15 protein-coding genes are annotated in these 18,556 nt (G+C 58.0%); 8 read left to right on the forward strand and 7 right to left on the reverse strand.

All coding sequences use genetic code 11. The annotated features are described in order from the left end of the window. Positions 1-6: 6 nt before the first annotated feature. The 3 genes from E4A48_RS11485 (at position 7) to E4A48_RS11495 (ending at position 3,043) form a co-directional block, all read left to right on the forward strand. Positions 7-465, forward strand: coding sequence for a very short patch repair endonuclease (locus E4A48_RS11485; protein ID WP_142742439.1), 459 nt, complete (start codon positions 7-9; stop codon positions 463-465). A gap of 283 nt (positions 466-748) precedes the next feature. Next, positions 749-2,299 carry an ATP-binding protein gene (locus E4A48_RS11490; RefSeq protein ID WP_142742440.1) on the forward strand — a complete coding sequence of 517 codons (1,551 nt, stop codon included), beginning with the start codon at positions 749-751 and terminating at the stop codon, positions 2,297-2,299. Between the two features lie 9 nt (positions 2,300-2,308). Then, a complete protein-coding gene (locus tag E4A48_RS11495) occupies positions 2,309-3,043 on the forward strand; it encodes a hypothetical protein (RefSeq protein WP_142742441.1) in 735 nt (244 codons plus the stop codon). Here the strand turns inward: E4A48_RS11495 and E4A48_RS11500 are convergent. Further along, on the reverse strand, positions 3,009-3,815 hold the full coding sequence (locus E4A48_RS11500; protein WP_039005206.1) for an IS5 family transposase: 807 nt from the start codon (positions 3,813-3,815) through the stop codon (positions 3,009-3,011). The two genes, E4A48_RS11495 and E4A48_RS11500, sit on opposite strands and share 35 nt — an antisense overlap. A gap of 171 nt (positions 3,816-3,986) precedes the next feature. Here E4A48_RS11500 and E4A48_RS11505 point away from each other — a divergent pair, with 171 nt between their 5' ends. The 3 genes from E4A48_RS11505 to E4A48_RS11515 are packed head-to-tail and all read left to right on the forward strand — an operon-like array spanning position 3,987 to position 8,906. After that, positions 3,987-5,888 carry a Z1 domain-containing protein gene (locus tag E4A48_RS11505; RefSeq protein ID WP_142742442.1) on the forward strand — a complete coding sequence of 634 codons (1,902 nt, stop codon included), beginning with the start codon at positions 3,987-3,989 and terminating at the stop codon, positions 5,886-5,888. Continuing rightward, positions 5,881-6,846 (forward strand): PD-(D/E)XK motif protein, encoded by a 966-nt coding sequence (locus E4A48_RS11510; protein WP_185910649.1) that lies wholly within the window; start codon positions 5,881-5,883, stop codon positions 6,844-6,846. The genes E4A48_RS11505 and E4A48_RS11510 overlap by 8 nt, the downstream gene beginning before the upstream one ends. Positions 6,847-6,854: 8 nt before the next feature. Beyond that, positions 6,855-8,906 carry an AIPR family protein gene (locus E4A48_RS11515; RefSeq protein ID WP_185910650.1) on the forward strand — a complete coding sequence of 684 codons (2,052 nt, stop codon included), beginning with the start codon at positions 6,855-6,857 and terminating at the stop codon, positions 8,904-8,906. A 44-nt stretch (positions 8,907-8,950) separates the two neighbouring features. Here E4A48_RS11515 and E4A48_RS11520 read toward each other — a convergent pair whose 3' ends face one another. From E4A48_RS11520 to E4A48_RS11545, 6 genes are all read right to left on the reverse strand, one after another. Then, positions 8,951-10,492, reverse strand: coding sequence for a DNA cytosine methyltransferase (locus E4A48_RS11520; protein ID WP_260607941.1), 1,542 nt, complete (start codon positions 10,490-10,492; stop codon positions 8,951-8,953). Between the two features lie 282 nt (positions 10,493-10,774). Then, entirely contained in the window at positions 10,775-13,348 is a 2,574-nt protein-coding gene (locus E4A48_RS11525) for an XVIPCD domain-containing protein (protein ID WP_142742446.1), read from the reverse strand. A 36-nt stretch (positions 13,349-13,384) separates the two neighbouring features. Next, complete coding sequence (locus E4A48_RS11530) at positions 13,385-14,026, reverse strand: DUF1629 domain-containing protein (RefSeq protein ID WP_142742447.1); 642 nt, start codon at positions 14,024-14,026, stop codon at positions 13,385-13,387. 133 nt (positions 14,027-14,159) lie between these two features. Next, entirely contained in the window at positions 14,160-14,843 is a 684-nt protein-coding gene (locus tag E4A48_RS11535; RefSeq protein ID WP_142743160.1) for a thermonuclease family protein, read from the reverse strand. A 108-nt stretch (positions 14,844-14,951) separates the two neighbouring features. After that, a complete protein-coding gene (locus E4A48_RS11540; protein ID WP_142742448.1) occupies positions 14,952-15,152 on the reverse strand; it encodes a hypothetical protein in 201 nt (66 codons plus the stop codon). A 69-nt stretch (positions 15,153-15,221) separates the two neighbouring features. Next, positions 15,222-15,704, reverse strand: a complete 483-nt coding sequence (locus E4A48_RS11545; protein WP_142742449.1) for a JAB domain-containing protein — start codon at positions 15,702-15,704, stop codon at positions 15,222-15,224. A gap of 501 nt (positions 15,705-16,205) precedes the next feature. Here E4A48_RS11545 and E4A48_RS11550 point away from each other — a divergent pair. Together E4A48_RS11550 and E4A48_RS11555 are read left to right on the forward strand one after the other, a co-directional pair. Then, the gene (locus E4A48_RS11550; RefSeq protein ID WP_409976380.1) at positions 16,206-16,562 is read left to right on the forward strand and encodes a hypothetical protein; all 357 of its coding nucleotides are present in this window, start codon (positions 16,206-16,208) and stop codon (positions 16,560-16,562) included. Positions 16,563-17,142: 580 nt separating this feature from the next. Continuing rightward, positions 17,143-18,534, forward strand: coding sequence for a tyrosine-type recombinase/integrase (locus tag E4A48_RS11555; RefSeq protein ID WP_142742450.1), 1,392 nt, complete (start codon positions 17,143-17,145; stop codon positions 18,532-18,534). The last annotated feature ends 22 nt before the right edge of the window (positions 18,535-18,556 follow it).

The following is an 18,556-nucleotide window of genomic DNA, read 5'->3' on the forward strand; positions in this document are numbered from 1 at the left end:
AGAGGTATGACACGAGTGGCCGAGAAGATTTCGCCTGAAACACGCTCCCGGATGATGTCCGGAATTAGAGGGAAGAACACGCGACCGGAAATCGCTGTCCGCTCGTTCCTGCATCGGAATGGCTTACGTTTTAGGCTGCATGGGCCTCAGCTGCCTGGCAAGCCAGACATAGTATTGCCGCGCTGGAATGCTGTTGTCTTCGTGCACGGCTGTTTTTGGCATGGGCACTTGGGCTGTCGCTACTTCAAGTTGCCGAAGACGCGAGTGGACTTCTGGAAAACCAAGATCAATGACAATTCGCGGCGGGACTCTCTTGCGGTCGACCTGCTTCGCGAAGCAGGGTGGAGGGTGGCAATCATCTGGGAGTGTGCCCTACGTGATGATCCCGGCCATGGCTTGGATGAGCTACTGCAGTTCCTCCGGTCGAAAGACCCCTTGATCGAGGTAACCTCCTACAGGAAGTAATCATTTCAGCTCCAGATGGATCGTTCTAGCGATCTGATAGCCGAGCCAAGGCGGAACAGCACCCAACTTGTGGGCTCGTTCCTCCTATTGGCCCCTCGAAGATGTAGCCGCCTCCCCACACCTCAAGGGAATAAGAGGAAGCAGTGCTTTGAGACAAAAATGACGGGCGACGTGGCGCGCCCTCATTTCGTAGACAATTTTTTGGATCCCCTGAGCATGGCAGCTGGAGGATGAATGATTCGGCAAGCTGAGGTATCGTCGGCACGGGGAGCGGGTTTGCTCAGTGCAGGCGTCGCTGGCGTGTTATCGGCAGGAAAAAGGAATTTTGTGGGACATGTGTATGGAAGGACATCATAAGATCCTACGCCCTAGCGCGGCGAGACTTCTCGAGTCGATGCGGGACATCGGCTATTCATTCGAGAGCGCATTGGCAGATATTGTTGATAACAGCATCTCTGCTGGCGCATCCCGCATCGAGATCTCCAACGACATCCATCATGATTCAGGCCCCTATCTTTCAGTCTTGGATGACGGTCAAGGGATGTCACCAGATGAGCTAACTCAGGCCATGCAACATGGCAGCCGAAGTCCTCGCGAGGTTCGTGCGGCCAACGACTTGGGAAGATTTGGCCTTGGAATGAAAACGGCTTCTTTCTCACAATGCCGGCAGCTGATTGTTGTATCCAGGAAAGATGGCGAGTTGTCAGCACGCTGCTGGGATCTCGATCTTGTAGTCAATAAAGATGAGTGGATGCTCAAGCTATTGAGTGAGGATGACATCGGGCGACTGCCACAAGTAGAAAGGATTGGCCCTTCTGGGACGCTCGTGCTATGGCAGAAGCTCGACCGTCTCGATGCAGTGAGCGAGCATCAAGACGAGGTCTATACCGCGTTCAATCAAATTTTTAGCGTTGCTCGACCGCATCTGGCAATGACCTTTCACCGCTTCATCGCTCCACCTCCCGGAGACCCACCCCAAAAGTTGTCCATGCAAATCAACGGAGCTGGCATTGATGCTGTAGATCCCTTCGCTCAGCTGTCTTCTCCGAATTCTGATGCCCACGAGATAGAGATCTTGCGGACAGGCAATGGCGACATCGTCGTGCAAGGATTCACCCTTCCCCACCATCAGCGACTGAGCAATGCGCAGCTTGTGGCAATGGAGCTTGGGTCAAGTCTAATTGAGACCCAAGGGCTATACGTATACCGCGCTCGCCGCCTCATCTCTGGGGGCTCATGGCTTGGTATGGCGCGCCGAGCTGAACTAACAAAGCTGCTGCGCGTTCGCGTCGATGTGCCCACTTCGCTGGACTCGGAGTGGGGCATTGACGTGCGTAAGTCGAGGATACGAATTCCATCTGCAGCGCGTGCCCGCCTGCGCCCGCTTGTTGAGCGAATGACTGAGTCAGCCCGCCGTCCCTACACCTACCGGGGAGCGAGGCAAGCAGCCGCACCCGGCGTTCCTCTTTGGGAGCGGGTCAAAGAGCGGGGGACCATTCGCTATCAGATCCGTCGAGACCACCCGATGATAGAAGCACTGCAGCAGGCGACTGGCACTCGATCCAATGTAGACGCCATCTTGCTGGCTATAGAAGCAACGCTGCCGCTTGAGTCACTGTTCTCGGATGTAGCTGAAGCCCCCAAAGCAATTCGGCAGCAGGATATCGATGCGGATGAGCTACAACAGCTTCTGGCGTCATTCGTGGAAGCAATGGTTCCGGGAAAAGACACACTTCCTGTTGCAGTTGCCGAGTTAATTCTTGCCACCCCTGTTTTCTCAACCCAACCCTCTGCGCGCGCCATTCTGGCCGGGCTTCGACGGATCGAAGGATAGTATCCAATCATGACGCATGAACAGCTTCTTGGTTTCGCACGAACAGCAATGGCCCAACGCGTGGCACAGACCCCAGCTGAGATTCTTGGCATAGTTCGGGAGATCGCAGCGCTGCCATTTCTTTCACCCAAGCCTACAGAAGAACAAGTCGTCGCGGTCGCCAAGCAGATCGAGCGAGAATACGAAGTCATCCTTGGACCAGCACATACGATCCAAGCCAGTGGACACAGGCCGTGGTTGCGGGCGCGGGCTCACGAGATCGACTTTCGTTACTGGAACCGCTATCGGCAATTTATGATTGGCGGTGGTATGAGCGAGCATGTAGTGAACGCCGTCAACGCTGTAACTGACACCATCGTCGATCTGGCTGGCGATCCATCGATACCCGGAAAGTGGTCCCGTCGTGGGCTTGTCGTCGGTCACGTGCAAAGCGGCAAGACTGCAAACTACCTCGGCGTGATCAACAAGGCGGTGGATTCAGGATATCGACTCGTGATCCTGATCGCGGGTGTCCACAACAACTTGCGCTCCCAAACACAAGAACGCGTGGACTTTGGATTTGTCGGGCGGGACAGTGACCAGATCCTAAGCCGCCAAATCAATGTCGACCGTGTGGGCGTGGGCAACATCAACCCTTCCTTTACTGCGACCGCCTATACAAGCCGCGCGTATGACTTCGCCAGGACCAGAGCTGAGACCCTAGAGCGTGTTATGAACTTTGGAGGATGGCGGCAGCGTTGCTGAGCATGAGGACCGTGAAGACGACGAAATGCAGGCCAGCCAGGGTTTCCGGCAAGCGCTCGTAGTCGCGTGCAAGCCGACGGAATCGATTGACCCAGCCAAAGCTACGTTCGACGACCCAGCGCCGAGGAAGCAACACGAACCCTTTCTTGGCTTCGGGAAGTTTCACCACGTGCAATTCGATTCCTTCTTCCTGAGCCGCTTGCGCCGGCTCCTGGCCGGTGTAGCCTTGATCCACGAATGCCACCGTTACGGTGTCACCTGTGACGTGTTGCACCTCCTGCGCCAGTGAGCGCACTTGAGCGCGCTCTTGTTCGTTGGCTGGCGTGACTTGCACTGCAAGCAAATGTCCGAGCGTGTCGACCGCCATGTGCACCTTGCTGCCTTTCTTCCGCTTATAGCCGTCGTAACCGGCGCGCGGGCCGCTCTCACAGGTGGATTGCAGTGTCCGCCCGTCCAGGATGATTGCGCTGGGTTGGCCTTGCTTCCCCTGGGCGACACGTAGGACGGAACGCAGATCGCTGACCATGGCTTCAAAGCAGCCCGCCTGCAGCCAGCGCTGCGTCTGCTGGTAAACCGCTTCCCATGGCGGGAAGTCGTTGGGTAGCAGGCGCCACGGCGCTCCAGCACGCGCCATCCAACGCAGCGCATTGAACATCGCCCGCAACGCGTACTTGCGCTGCGGAGCTTGCTCTGTCATCAGGCTCAGGTAAGGCGCCGCGAACGCCCACTCTTCGTCGGAAATATCGGTCGGATATGGGCGTTTGCTCTGCATCCATCTACGATAGCTGCATCCCCGAAAAGTTCATAACACGCTCTAGGAAACCCGCTACAGAACAGTTCCGAGCCTGTAATCCTCGTCATCAAGAAGAATCCGTCGATCCTGACGAACCTGATTGACTGGATCCGCGGAACAAGTGCATCACACGGTGGACTGACCTTGCCGATGCTGGTAATCGACGACGAGGCGGATAACGCATCGGTGGACACATCCAAGGACCAGAATGCGCCGCGGACCATAAATCGCCTAATCCGTGCGCTTCTCAACCTATCCAGCCGAAACGCCTACATTGGCTACACAGCAACACCCTTTGCCAACATCTTCATTGATCCGGACTCTGAGAACGATGAGCAGGGAAAAGATCTCTTCCCTCGCGATTTCATTGTCGGCCTGGATGCACCTTCCAACTACATGGGCGCACGTGAGTTCTTCCTTTCAGAAGACTCGGACAGAATAACAGTCGAGTTGAATGAGACCGAGGACTGGCTACCGGTCAAGCATAAGATCGACTGGAACATAGAGGGTCTGCACCAAACCCTTGTCGAGGCAATCGATTGCTTTGTTCTTTCTAAGGCGATCCGGATCATGCGGGGACAAGGAGAACGTCATCACTCCATGCTCGTCAATGTCTCTCGGTTTACACGGGTGCAGGGTGACGTGGCTAAAGAGATTTCCAGGCATCTCATTGAACTGCAATCAGCGGTTCAAAATCGTCACGCCATGCCACCCGATGCAGCGCTGCGCGATCCCATCATGCGTTCCCTACATCAGCATTGGGAAAAACACTATTTGGACGGAGACGAGAGCTGGCCTGAAATCCAGCAGGAACTCCATCGCGCCGCGGCACCCATGCAGGTCGTGGAGGTCAATGCATCGAAAAACTCTGGAAAGCTTGATTACCGTGCCTATGCCGAGACGGGACTTAACGTAATCGCCGTTGGTGGAAATTCGCTTTCGCGCGGCTTCACGCTTGAGGGTTTGACGGTCAGCTATTTCCTTCGCAACACCCAGATGTATGACACGCTGCTGCAAATGGGCAGATGGTTTGGATATCGAGATGGGTTCAAGGACCTTTGCAGACTATTTATCAGGTCAGAAGCTAGCGATTGGTATGGATTCATTGCAGACGCAACGGAGGAGCTCCGTGATGAAATTCGGCGGATGGAGTTAGTTGGCCTGACCCCCATGGACTTCGGCCTTGCTGTTCGGAGTCATCCAGGCACCTTGCTCGTCACTGCACGCGACAAGATGCGGAATACCGAAGACATCGTGCGTGAAGTGGGACTGTCCGGAAAGATGGTTGAGTCGTCAGCCCTGATTTCATCTGACAAGGCGCGGCTCCGCAATGTTGAAGCGGTGATCCAGATGACGCTGCGAATGATGGAGCATCGGCAGCCTGTTCCAGTTGATCCACAAGAGCAGCTATCAAGCCAGCTTTTCCGCGATGTAGATACAGCTGATGTTCTGGATTTCATCGCCTCTTTCGGCGTGCATCCGGGCCAGCTGGAAATGCAGACCGCGCCTTTGATCGCATACATCCGTGAACGACAACTATCCAATTGGGACGTCGTGCTGGTCTCGAACTCACGCGCGAAGGCCTCCGAAGGTGATGTTGAGAATCTGCACGGGCTGAGCATTGGGCTGCAGGATCGTATTGTGGAGCAGCGCAAGACCTCACGCTTCGAAAATGCCCTATTGGTTTCCGGAACGAAGCGGCGCGTCGCCTCCAGGGGTGTGGAGCGAATCGGCTTGTCAGAAGAGGAGATACAAAAGGTCAAGGAGATTCATGGCCAGTCGAAAAAAAGCATTCCTGATCACCTTTACCGTGCACAACGAACGCGGCCATTGCTGATGCTCCACCTTCTGCGCACCAAGACCAAAGAGCATGCAGAAGCCGATGAGGTGCGGGGCGAGATGTATGCTGCCTATGGTTTGAGCTTTCCAAAACTGGGCTCCGAGGAGAGCGAGAAGCTTGTGCGCTACACGGCCAACCTGATTGCTTACCGCGAACTTTATGGATCAGCGGATGAGGAGCAGGACGACGAGGCGGAAAGTTCTAATGCATGAAGATCCCTGGAAAGGATTAACTTCCGCAATCGGCCAGATTGTGGGCAGACGTGTAAGTATGGAACATCCGCTGGATGCCTTCTGGATCAAAGGTGCCGATGGGTCTCCCGGTCTACTGCTTCGCGGAATAGATCCCCTTCGAGTGCCTGACCAGCTTCCCAAACCCCGTGGCTTAGTGCTCCATACCGTCTTGGACTCTTCGCGCGCGGAGGCCAGCATGTTTTTGCGCGAGCATGAAGACCGCGAAGTATTCCTGACACTTTGCAAAGACGTTATTTCTTACTCTGGAGGGAGCGCTACCCCTGCCGATGCCACATCCAGCCTCTTCAGACGCTTGGCTCACTGGCACTCTCTGATGACGCGCGGGCGCACTGCCGCGATGAGTCCCCACGAGGTGCGCGGCCTGGTCGGCGAGCTCTTTGTCATGGAACGGCTGGCTGCTTCAGCAGGATTCGCAGCTGCGCTGAATGCGTGGGTCGCGCCGGATGAGCATCCGCAGGACTTCGCATGCAAGGACAGGCTGCTGGAAGTCAAATCGCGCCTATCCGGTTCACGCCAAGTCGTCCGCATTTCGTCGCTGGCGCAGCTCGAACCCGCTCAACTACCTCTGACTCTGGTCGTAGTTGAATTGGTAGCATCCGAAGGCGCCGATGCTGTGACGCTTAACCAGATTTGTGCCCGTCTTACAGATCGTGCTCGATCGTTTGGACCGCAGATGGTGGATCAGATCGAGGCGGCGCTCTTCAAGCGCGGCTACATTCATCTGGAAGCCTATGACTCCGAAGCGTATCGAGTAGCCGGCATGGCCGCATTTGAGTGCAGGGATGGATTCCCCAGGCTCATTCGATCTGAAGTCGATGCGCGAATTCAAGAAGCAAAATATACGGTTGATTTGGCGCTTATCGGCGAGTTCGCCGTTTCACCCGAGTCGGTGCTTGATAGTGGGGTTGATGGCTGATGTCGTATATGGATGAGGACACTGCTTCCTATCGGCAAGCACTATTGGGTGAGATCGGTGCCGAATCAGCTGCAGGAATGGGCTATACAAGCACAAGATTTGTTGATCGGGCCTGTTCAATCCTAGAGAATGGCGAGGAGTTCACCGAATACAATGTGTGTCGCATATCGGGGCAAGTCTCCCGAGGCTGGCCAGTGTTGCTTGATGCTTATAGCTTCTCGCCAAGCGACGGCGTTCTCAATCTAATCGTCTCTGCTTTTTCCGGGGCAGAAGAACCTGAGCCACTTCTCACAGAGGAAATTAAGCGAACAGTTGCCGCTGCGTTTCGTTTTTTGGAAGGCAGTGTCCATGAGTCTCTGGCAGACTCGTGGGATGAGAGTCACGACGCACATGCGGTATGTAGCGAAATCTTCTCGTTTGCCACCGGCGGGGAGATGACAAAGGCATGCATCTACCTGATTTCCGATAGACCACTTGGAACAGCGATTGGCAAGATGCCCGAGTTGGCACTGGGCACCCAGCGCGTTGATCTGCACTTGTGGGATATCGCCCGCCTTGCGCGTATGGAAGCATCCTCGAGGGGGCGGGAAGAAATCACGATTGATTTTGAGGGTGAGTATGGCGAAGGAATACCGGCGCTCCCCGTGGGCTTGGACAGTCGTTCTCGCTATGATTCTTTCATGTGCGTGATGCCGGGCAACATCCTTGCGAGTCTCTATGACCGGTTTGGCGGCAGAATTCTTGAGCAAAACGTGCGCGCCTTCCTCGGGGATAACCGGAAGGTCAACAAAGGCATACGCGATACGCTTCGCAACGAACCAGAGATGTTCTTTGCTTTCAATAACGGACTGACAGTTACCGTTTCTGACTTGGAAACATGTGCAAGTGATCTTGGAAGAACTGAGATCACGAAGGCGACCGGTCTACAGATTGTCAACGGGGGTCAAACGACAGCTTCACTCTACTGGGCGAGCAAGGCCGGCGCAGATCTTTCCAAAGTCCGGATCCAGATGAAGCTGTCGCGACTGCCCGAAGATGGGTTCGAGGACGCCGTGCACAACATTGCGCGGTTTGCCAATGCCCAGAACGCTGTATCAGCATCAGACCTATTCGCTGGTCATCCGTATTTCAAGCGCCTGGAGGGCATCTCTCGGGATACGCTTGCACCTCCAGCAAAAGCGGGTGAAGGCAATACTTACTGGTATTTCGAACGCACTAGCGGTAGCTACAAGGTTGAGCTCAAACGAAAGAAGGCGATCGAAGCAAAGCTTTGGCAGATGCTGAATCCAAGGAAGCAGATTCTCATGAAAACGGACGTGGCACGCTACGAATCCACATTCGACGGCCTGCCTCACATTGTTAGTTCCGGCGCTCAGAAGAACATTGCCGCATTTGGAAAGATCATTGTCCAGCAATGGGCTATCGACCCGACTGAATTTGATAGTTCCTATTTCCAGCGCGTGGTGTGTAGAGCCATCCTGACACGCATGGTAGACGCCGCCATACCAGCCCAAGACTGGTATCCAGGGTCCATCGTTCGGCCCCTGACGAGCTACACACTAGCGCTCATGAGTTCCAGAATGCAGGCGGCGGGGATGCAACCTCCTTACGACAAGATATGGCGAGCGCAACGTGCACCAGACGTTTTCATGCGCGAGGCAATGCGGATTGCTGCACTGGTGCTGCCGCTTCTGATGGAAATCCCAGAGGCACAGGTCAGGAATCGTTTGGTCACGGAATGGGTCAAGCGAGAGGCTTGTTGGACGCGCGTAGAGGCCAGTGAGATCAGCCTAGCACCAGAGTTCCTAGCCACGTGCTCAATTGCCGAAGGCCGACATAGCGGAAGGCCGCTTTCGTGGAAGGATCGCGCACACTTGTTCTGGCGCGATGGCGTTTGGAGGCGGCTCCACGCGTGGGAAAGTAGGGAACATAAGCTGACGCAAGGTGAGAGGGACATTGTCGAGTGGGCCGCGCTTACCTCGGAGTTCAACCCGAAAGGCTTTCGTCTCGAAAAACTGCAAGAATCAATGAAACATGCGACCGACGAGGGATTTGTTTAGCAGCCTCGCAGTCCATCCCCTCCGGTATTTACTACATCGTGACGCTATCCCCGCCGGCGAGGCAACGACATGAAGGCGTAGATGATCTCGGCAATCTGTTTGGCCAGCAGCGGAGGAACGGCGTTGCCGATCTGGCCATATTGCTCAGTGCGATTTCCCTCAAAGAAGTAGTTGTCGGGGAAAGTCTGCAGGCGCGCAGCCTCGCGCACCGTCAAGCTACGACACTGCGCGGGATCCGGGTGAATGTAGTAATGCCCATCCTTCTTGATGTGTGCAACCACCGTGGATGATGGGAACTTGCCCATCTGAACCCGGAAGCGATCCTTGAAGGGAATCATTTCCTTGTCCACGTTCATATGGTCCGGGAGAAGCTTCGGCGGGAAGTTTCGTAGGTCTGGAGCGTATTTTTGCGTGGCTGCGAAACACGCCGAAAACATATAACGGTGGAGGTCCGACCGCATGTGGCTACGCGCCTCGTGCTGCAGCACCCCGCCGACCCTGGAGTCCAAATACCACTTCTGTAAAGGCTCGGGCATGGCTCCACCTGGAACAACATCCATTGGGATGAAACTCGCGCCGAAACTCGTATTTTTCTCAGCTCTCTTGATAAATTTTTCCATAGCCGACTCGATGTCACCACGCACAGGAAGGCGCCACCCCTTAAGGGACTGCGGCGTCTCCCGCAAAGCTTTGATCCAAGCCGCCTGCGAGTCTGGCTCTCTGGATAGACGACTCCGCAGTGCCGGCAGCCCCGCAAGCGCTACGCTTACGCCTACCTTTCTTCCCGACTTTTTTAGCAGGAAACGTTCGGGATCCTTTACCAATTCCGGCGTCGCTTCGACCATGTCGGAACGGATGCCAAACAAGATGACCCGGTGACGACTCTGCGGGATGCCATGTTCATCGGCCTCAATCACATAGTCGTTTGGATCTAAATTCCCTTCCTTTTTTTGGACCACCAAGGACCTGATCTCATAGCTCAGGCCATCACGCGGCGCTTTAAGGTCAGCCAGGATCTGCTCGAAAATTCGTTTTCCGGAGTTCATGGAGTTCAGCATCCCCTTGACGTTCTCCATAACGAAAACGGCTGGAGCGAACTCTTGAATGATCCGCAAATACTCGGTGTAGAGGAAATGCTTGGCGTCAGCCTCGAACTTCTCCGGATCTTTGCCACGCAGGCGCGAGCGCCCCGCAACCGAATAGGCTTGGCAAGGTGGGCCACCGATTAATACCCAGTCAGTCTCATCGCCTAGAGCCTCCCGAATCCAACCATCCACTTCCTCGGGAGGCGTTACGCCAAGCTCCGCGCAACGCGCCTCTCGGGCTGCTTGCTCAGCAACGCCCTTTACCTCCGGGTGAGTGAGGAATGCCTCCCGAGTGATTTCTCCACGGATATATGCGTAGTAGCAGCGTGGAACCTTTCCCTTCGGAAATTTTCGGAAGATCGCACGCAGTAGCAACGTCCGATGAGCAATCGGATCTTTTTCTACGGAGACCCTGACAGCAAATCGGCGTCCACCAGCTTTATCAAAGATGGAAGAAAAGCCTTCGCAAAGCCCTCCTGGCCCTGCGAACAGATCGATCACCGGAATATCATTACGCCCCGACATCAGCTCTCTTTTTCGTGTTCAATTTATGATGACGTTGGGGATGCGACCAAAGCATGAAAAACTGACTTGTCGGCAGCACACGTGGACTCAATTTTAACCGTTCTACCCGAGGATGTATCGCGCGCACCAAGCAGATCGAACAGATCCAGCGGTGTCAAGGCATTGCCGAGTTCCTGCTCCACGTCTTTTGCAAATGCCAGCGTGGGCTAGCCCCGGGAGCTAACAGAAGCAGCCTAGGGCGAGACTGGTCAAAGCTTACTATAGAGAAATTCGCGGCCCCTGCTCCTGTTGCTGGGTCTGCCGTTGGGTTTGCTCCAACGCCTGCTGCTGCACTTGGTCTTGCTTGATGGTCTCCGCCTGCTGCAGGCTCTGCTCCGCCGGCTGCTGGGCCGCCTCCCGGCCATCCACTCGAGCATGGAAGATCGGCAGCTTGTCGCCGAACGGCGCGTAGACCGCCAGCACGTTCTCGGCCCCGTCCTTGCCCAAAGCACCGGTCACCCGATCCACCCGTTTCACCAGCGGATCTTCGGCCTGCTGCTTGTAGAGCGCTGCGGTGACGTTCCGGCTCTCCTCCTCGTTCCAGTTCCCTGTTCCGCTGACCCAGGAATGGATGGTCTGGTAGGTGGAATGGTCCGGGTGCGCAGGATTGTCGGCCAGCATCGGACCCTGCGCGCCCTTCTCCTGAGTCGGTTCGACCTCCTGTTCCTTGCTGCGGCCTGGCGCGGTGACCGATACCGTGCCCAGTGTCGGCACGTGCGCCATGGCGGGCTGTCCCAGTTCGGCCTTGGCTTGGCGCAGCTCCTCGGAGGTGGTCACCGCGACCTGGTGGGCCACCCCGTCTTGGCCAACCTGGTAGTGGGTAATCGGACTGTCGTAGCCGTATTGCCCCTGCTCGTTCGGCTTCAGCTGCTGCATCGTCGGACCGGTCAGGCCTTCGGCCTCCTTCGTCCGCTGGGTCGCCAGCTCCACGGCCTGCAGGTTGTTCTCCTGGGCGTTGAGGTCAATGCCGGCGGCTCGATACCGATGCAGGAGCTCGTTGTGCTCCATCTGCGCCGGCGTGGGCGCGGGGCGCGCTTCGATGGCGGCCAGGGCCTCCTGAGCGCGCTCCAGCGATGGTTGGCGCATCTGGTTCGTGAGCTCCAGCTCCACCGCCAGGTTGCCGGTGGCCACCCCGTCCTTGCCCGCCCATTGCCCAGCCTCGTTCCGCTGGTAGACCTGGCCGTCGTGGCCTTGCACCTGGTCCGGCTTGGCTCGGGCATTCTCGACCGCGGCCGGCACCCCCACGCCGTAGTCCTGCCCGCGCTGGGCGGCATGGCTTTCCAGGTAGGCCTGGGCGATGGCCTCGCGGCCAGTGGCGATGTTGTTCTCGATGCGCCCCAGGGCTTCCTGGTTCAGGCGCAGCGCCTGCGCCGGGGTGGCGGTCTGCGGCTCGTAAACGCCCTGGTCGTTGGCACCCGTCACGCCGGTCTTGACCTGGCGCTCCCAGGACTCGGTGGTCGGATTGCGATGCCAGTTCTGGTTGTCGAGGCCCGTCCGGTCGCCGGCCTGGGCCGGGAGGTTGAACGGATCCTGCGGCGGGGGGGCTTTGCCCAGCGCGAACTCAGCAGCCTTGGCATTGGCCATCGCCCCCAGCTCCTGGGACTTGGCGTAGCTGGCCACCACGTCCTGCTCAACCGCCTTACCCTGCCCCTCTTGCAACTGGCCTTGGCGCTCCCAATCCCGCCCGTTGAACTGCCAGTCCACACCAGCTCGATCGGTCTGGTGGAAGATGTCGCGGTTTTCTTTGAGGTCGACGGCCTTGTCGAAGGCCTTGCTCATCAAGACAGCGTCGCCGACCACCAAAGCCGCGGGCACGAACCCACTGCTGCTGCCCAGCGCCGCCGCCGTGGACGCGCCGCCGGCCCAGCCGCCCGCGTTGCGCGCAATGGCGTGCTGAACCTCCGACTGCGCAGCCGTGGTGTTCCCCTGCTCCATCAGCGCCGAGGCGGTGCGGGCGGTCATCACCGCATCCGCGCCTGTGGCCAGAAGTCCGCCGGCACGGGTCAGCCCGCGGGCGGAGGCCTCGCCCATCAATAGCTGCATGGCGACTTCGCCACGCTGGCCGCGGGGGACACGAAGGTTCTGTGCGGCTTCCTCTCCCAGGGTCTGCTCGACCTTGAGGATGCCCTGCTCGGACAAGACCACGCGCCCGTCGTGGTGGGCGCTGGCGATGGCGAGCGACAACCCGCTGCGCTGAAGCTGGATATCCCCGCCTCGAACGATGGCGGTGTTGCTGACCTGAATTTGGTTGAGCGTGGTGACGATGCGCGACTCGGAATGCGCAACGGCACCCCAGCCGTGGTCCACCCCAGTGAAGCCCTTCAGGGCTTCAATCTGTTGGGCATGGGCTTGCTGGTAGGTAGGGATGTCGCGGAAAAAGTCTTGAACCTTTTGGTTGGTCTGTGCAGGAGTTAAACCAACGGGTGTATTGGTGTTCAAATCACCATTGATTAAGCCTACTTTGACGGTATCGCGTAAGTGCTCGACGCGCTGGACAACACGGTCCAGCGCCGTTGGGTCGCCCTCCAACATGGCTTGACCATCTCTGGAGCGTTCAATGAGCCGCAATTGCGACAGCATTCCATACTGATATTCGCCGAGTGGGCCACCGCTATGCGGCGTGATGCCCATCGTTTGAGCGAACGCAGGGTTGGCCGGCAGGAACAGTCGGTTTTCTGGTGCGTGGATGTCAAACTTCCCAGCCCGTTGCAACTCATCAAGCAACTCGCTGTTCTTCAGCGTCTGCTGCTCGATGTTGTGGTGGTCCTGGAAAAGCGTTCGGTAGTTCGGCACGGATCAGGCTCCTTCCTTGTAACCTTGTGGCTCGCCTTATCGGTTGACCACGTCGTAGAACCAAAGGCCGTCCGATTGTCCATCGGTGCCGATACAGGCTGCTTCCACGGCGTCCTTGAAAAACCGGTCGCAGAAAACACCCCCATGGAAAGCCAACCTAAAAACGTGCGCATCACCCAGGACATCACGCTTGAAAGCCAAGCGAATTTCCCCCGTCAGGTCGTAATACTTGCCCTCCTCGAAATCGTCACTGACTTCGATGTTGAGCATAGAAGCATCCTCATCCAACGCGTCCAATGTGCGAATCACGTCGCACAGGTAAACGTTTGGCCCCTTCGAGCCATCGGCCAAGCGATAGTCTGTCTCGACAAACGCGAACGCCCCAGGATCTACCGCTTTCATCACTCGACGCAGGCGCTCTGAAACCAACCAGTAGCCGCTGAATCCCCCTTCCAGGTCTTCGGGAGGCACGCCTTCACTGGGGCGGTAGACCAGGCGTGGAACCTCGCGCAAAGCAGGAAACCCGCCATCCTTTGGCCTCAGAATCAGCCTAGGCGGAGTGAGGAGCGCCTCTCGGTTCTCAAAGACAACCCCATGGCCTTTTCCCCCGCGCCGAACGTCCGGCTGCAAGTGGAAGAACTCCCCTTTCTTGGGTTGATTGGTCGTCGTTGTTTCCATGCGTTCCGTCCCGTCCACCTGGGTATGGTCTCCACCTCAGCCGGGCAGAGTCTACCGTCCCGATCGCCAACTTGGGCAGACAAGAAGGCACACGTCCAACACCGCGCTGCTCGCTCTAACGCGGCAAGGTGGCTCAGCGCCTCGCCGGCTGCCACCCTGCCCGAGCTGCCTCTTCAGGTCTGCAGAACATGCGCTCGCCTTGGCTCAGGTCGATGCTGGTCCGATCGTAGTCCCGCTGCCCAGGAACGTGGTAGATCTTCTTGCCTTGGCGAGAGATGTTGCCCTTGATGCGGCATCCGCCCGGTATAGATGGCGCAGCCACTGGAGTCTGGCGTGCCGCCTGCTCGCGCTTGCTGCGGCGGTAGTCCGCGGGCATCTGGAAAGGCCCTTGCCAGAGGTTGCGCCGCTGCTGGCGCGCATCGGCTTCGTCCGCGATGAACGCCGTGGCGTATTGGCGATAGGCCGCTGCCCAACCGGAGCTAACCATCCAGCGATTGACCGACTGCCCTTGAACGAAGCACTCCGCGACTACCCGGCCGTAGCGGTCCGTGTCCTTGGGTTGGCAACGAACGGTCTTGTCCAGCACATAGCCGTCCAGCGCGGCGGCGGACCGTCGGCCACAGGGCCAGGCACGCCCATCTTTGGTGGTGCATTGTTGGGCGCTTTCCGGGGCGTCGATGCCCCACAGGCGGATGCGCTGTTTTGCGACCGTAATGGTGTCGCCGTCCGTGACCGTCGCGCGGCCGACCAACTCTGCAGCCACGCCTGGAACCGAAGAAAAAGCCAACAGCAGAACCACCAGACCTTTCAACACCATCAACAACGACTTCCTCTAAGCGCAAGCTTGGGTGGCGAGCGCCAGTTCAAACAGGGTCCGACACTTTAGCTGAAGCGGGAAAGGGGCGTCGACCAAGTCGAAAATCCTTCAACCCCGACTCGCGTTCCTGGTGTGGTCGCTGTCGGTCTCCTCTACGACAACGAAGGTGCTCACCAGCCAGCCGTATGCATCGCTGAGCGCGTCAGCAATCTGCTCTTCGCTCTCGCATTCGATTGTGGCTTCGGCCGGCAACGCAGGACGCTTGCCATCGGTCTCCCAGACAATCCCTCGCACGTGAAACGCTTTCATTCCTGCTCCATGGATGTGCATCTGCCTTGGCAGTCTAGCTTCGGCAGACCGCATAGGTGAAGGGGCGGGCTATGCCCACCCCCTGCTTGCCAGGCTGACGTGCTGCCGGCCACCGATGACCAGGTGGTCAAGGACTCGGATGTCGAGAAGCGCCAGCGCCTGCTTCAGGCGCTCGGTGACTTGGCGGTCGGCTTGGCTGGGCTCCGGGTTCCCGCTCGGATGGTTGTGGAAGAGGATGACCGCGACGGCGTTGAGGTCCAGGGCGCGCTTGGCGACGACCCGGTTGTGGATTTCGCATCCGTCGATCGTGCCGGTGAAGAGGTGCTCGGTGGCCAGGATGTGGTGCTTGGTGTCGAGAAAAATGCACCCGAAGACTTCGTGCGGCAGGTGGGCGCAACGGGCGACCAGGTAGCTGCAGGCCTGCTCGGGGCTGTGGATTTTGCCCAGCCGTTGGAGGCGTTGCTCCAAGATGGTGGCTGCTGCGAGCAAGATGCCCTCCTCGTCCATCTGGAGTTGGTATTGGGCCGTGCGGTCCTTGGTGCTGCGCTTCATCGGTTCTTCTCCACCAGCGCGTTGTGCGCCTCGTGGGAACCGGCAGGCGGAGCGTCAGGCACTACCGCACCCGGCAGTGCGCACCGCTTGCGGCGCGCAGCGGAGGGCCGGAACAACGTGGAGGAGGCCTGCCCTTGCGGTCGGGACAGCGAAGCTAGGATTCCCTTTAAGAGGCCCAGCGCTGGTGGAGAGCAATGATGCGCGACTCCCCTGCCGGCGATCGAAGAGCCTAGAGGACTGAATCCTGCGTGGGTGCAACTTTTACGCACTGTCCTGCACTTTTCTGCCGGCTGCAGGCTTGCTGCTGCCGTGAGCGTCCGCTCACTGAGAGTGCTCATGCCCACAGCATTCAAGTTCGATAGTCTCTGGCGCGCATCTCAGCCATGAATCGAAGAGCTGTGGGACACTCAGGCCATCTTCAGAGCCGCCCAAACCATGCGAATCAAACAACGAAAAGCTGCCCTGGCCTTTTGGATGAGAGTGAAGCTACTTGCAGCACTGATGGGCGTATCACTTGCAGGGTGCGCGGCAGATGGTCCGGTCGCGAGCCGCCCCATTGAAGGCCCTGTGCGCCTGGGAGAGATTGCAGCGGTCGATGGCCCCAGGGTGCGCCCTGACCGTGTCATCGAAGACAGCCGTTGCCCAGCCGACGTTCAGTGCATTCAGGCCGGACGGCTGATCGTCAGGGCGACCGTGCTCGGTGGCGGCTGGTCCAAAGAGATTGACCTCACGCTCGGTATCCCGGTCCCTGTTGCCGATGGCATGTTGACACTGGTGGACGCCACCCCCGTGCCCATCGGTGGGGAGACCGCCGCATCCGCCGCTCGCTTCACCTTCAAGTTTCAGGGCGGCCGTTAGGTGCCTATCGGAAGTGCCCAAAGGGTCAAGCCCAAGAGAAGCCGGGCTCGTCATTGCTCGGCTGGGTCTTCATAAGCGCCTCGATCTCAAGAGCGATAGCGCCAGGGCACGACATCTTCTAAAAACGTGATGCGGGGACTTGGGAGGTTGCCGCACCCTGCCAAACTGGCACGATGTTGTCATCGCAAGCTCAACAGCAAATCCAATAAAACTAACTAAAAAAGACTACCGCAGCGCAGCCAGATAGCTTAAAAATAAAAACAAGCTAACCAATATTAGCTAACATTTAACTTTCGTTCATTTTAAAAATGAGTCATTTTTATTTTTTAGCTAACCAATTATTTTTAAACACTACAGTAAAGTCTCAGCAAAGAGCCACCCTCGCCCACCTGAAACCCTTGCCCCATATAGGAGCAGAAGGAATTTGCGAGGTTAAGTCGAGCCACTAGCCATGGCTCAAATAGTCTCCGATCCGGCAATGCCTGAGGTGATGATTGGAGGCGCAGAAAAACTCCGATTTTGGATTGACGAATTTTGAGGCCGACGTATCAAGCTTCCATCTACCGATGGAAGCACAGCAATGGCAAACGACCTCACCAATGAGCTACAGAAATACAACGACCACCCCTTCGGCGAACTGAGCTTTGGCAGCGTCCGAGTCGGCCGCGTCACGTTCAACAACGTGCGCCTTCGAGGACGCGAGGCCCTCATCGGGTTGGAAGAGCTTCTCCAAGCCGCCTGTGAGAAAACGCAGCGTATCCGAGTCCGGAAGGACGGCACCCGATATCCAGAACCTCTGCCCATAGCCACGCCCGGCCGCCAGTTGTCGGAGGAGATCGCCGACTACCTGCGCGACATGACCCGCCGCAACCTGCGGCCGCGCACCATCGAGGCCACCGCCCGCACGCTGAGCCTTCTGCAACGCGTCTGCGGCGACATTCGGATCTCTCGCATCGACCACCAGCACATCTACCGCCTGTGGGATCTCATCCGCTGGGCTCCCCCAGGCGCGGCTTCGGATGCAGAGCTTAAGTCCTTGTCCGTCGAAGACCTGATCGTGCGAGGCCAGGCCATCAAGGTCGAGCCGCCGGCGCCCGCGACGCTGGAACTGCACCGCCGCTTCCTCGTCGCATTCTTCGGCACGCTGGTCAAAGCCAAGGCCATTCCCGTCTCACCGATGGAGCCCTTCCGCGAAATAAAGAAGGACTTGCTCCAGGATAGCAGCAAGCCCGACCGCCTCTTCAGCGACGAGGAACTGCAGCGCATCTTCGACCCAAGCAACTTCATTCCCTGGGCCAAGAAATGGCCACATCGTTGGTGGGGGCCGATCTTGGGGCTCTACACGGGTGCTCGAGTCGGCGAGGTGGCCCAGCTCAAAGTGGCGGACATCATTCAGGAGCGCGAGATGTGGTGCATTTCCATCCGCAAGACGATCGACGAGGACTTGGCCGGCAAGGTTGGCACGCGGAGCCGCCAGAGCCTCAAGGGGGACTCCGCGGTGCGGGTCATTCCCCTGGCCCAACCGGTTCTGGATGCGGGCTTCCTCGACTTCCTGGAAGACATGAAGGCGTGCGGCCACCCCCGCCTATTTCCCCACCTGTCCGCCGGCGTGAACAAGAAGACGGGGGAGACGAACGCGCGCTACAGCCAGGGGCTGCTCAACCAATTCAGCAGCTACTTGAAGGATCTCGGCTTCCCCAAGGGAGTGGGCTTCCACGCGTTCCGCCATACGATCGCCACTGAGCTCTACCACCGCGACGTGCCTCAAGAAGAAGTCGCCCTCATCACCGGGCATTCGCTGAGCAAAAAGGTGCCGGTCTTGCAGGACTACTACCTCCACAAGCGGCCGGACCGAATCCGCGTGAAACAGGCGCGGGCCTTGGAGTTGTATCGGCCGTCGGTTGAGCTGCCGAAGTATCAGGCGGGGCAGTTCAAGGAGCGGTTGCGGGACAAGCAAAAGTTTTATCCATGACTGTGTCCAGCCGCGATGTCCG

The organism is Xanthomonas translucens pv. cerealis, assembly GCF_006838285.1.
Taxonomy (GTDB): domain Bacteria; phylum Pseudomonadota; class Gammaproteobacteria; order Xanthomonadales; family Xanthomonadaceae; genus Xanthomonas_A; species Xanthomonas_A cerealis.

Coding starts and splice junctions, on each gene's coding strand:
- E4A48_RS11485 (WP_142742439.1), top strand. CDS start 7: ATGACACGAGTGGCCGAGAAGATTTCGCCTGAAACACGCTCCCGGATG.
- E4A48_RS11495 (WP_142742441.1), top strand. CDS start 2,309: ATGACGCATGAACAGCTTCTTGGTTTCGCACGAACAGCAATGGCCCAA.
- E4A48_RS11500 (WP_039005206.1), bottom strand. CDS start 3,815: ATGCAGAGCAAACGCCCATATCCGACCGATATTTCCGACGAAGAGTGG.
- E4A48_RS11505 (WP_142742442.1), top strand. CDS start 3,987: ATGCTGGTAATCGACGACGAGGCGGATAACGCATCGGTGGACACATCC.
- E4A48_RS11510 (WP_185910649.1), top strand. CDS start 5,881: ATGCATGAAGATCCCTGGAAAGGATTAACTTCCGCAATCGGCCAGATT.
- E4A48_RS11515 (WP_185910650.1), top strand. CDS start 6,855: ATGGATGAGGACACTGCTTCCTATCGGCAAGCACTATTGGGTGAGATC.
- E4A48_RS11530 (WP_142742447.1), bottom strand. CDS start 14,026: ATGGAAACAACGACGACCAATCAACCCAAGAAAGGGGAGTTCTTCCAC.
- E4A48_RS11535 (WP_142743160.1), bottom strand. CDS start 14,843: ATGGTGTTGAAAGGTCTGGTGGTTCTGCTGTTGGCTTTTTCTTCGGTT.
- E4A48_RS11540 (WP_142742448.1), bottom strand. CDS start 15,152: ATGAAAGCGTTTCACGTGCGAGGGATTGTCTGGGAGACCGATGGCAAG.
- E4A48_RS11545 (WP_142742449.1), bottom strand. CDS start 15,704: ATGAAGCGCAGCACCAAGGACCGCACGGCCCAATACCAACTCCAGATG.
- E4A48_RS11550 (WP_409976380.1), top strand. CDS start 16,206: ATGGGCGTATCACTTGCAGGGTGCGCGGCAGATGGTCCGGTCGCGAGC.
- E4A48_RS11555 (WP_142742450.1), top strand. CDS start 17,143: ATGGCAAACGACCTCACCAATGAGCTACAGAAATACAACGACCACCCC.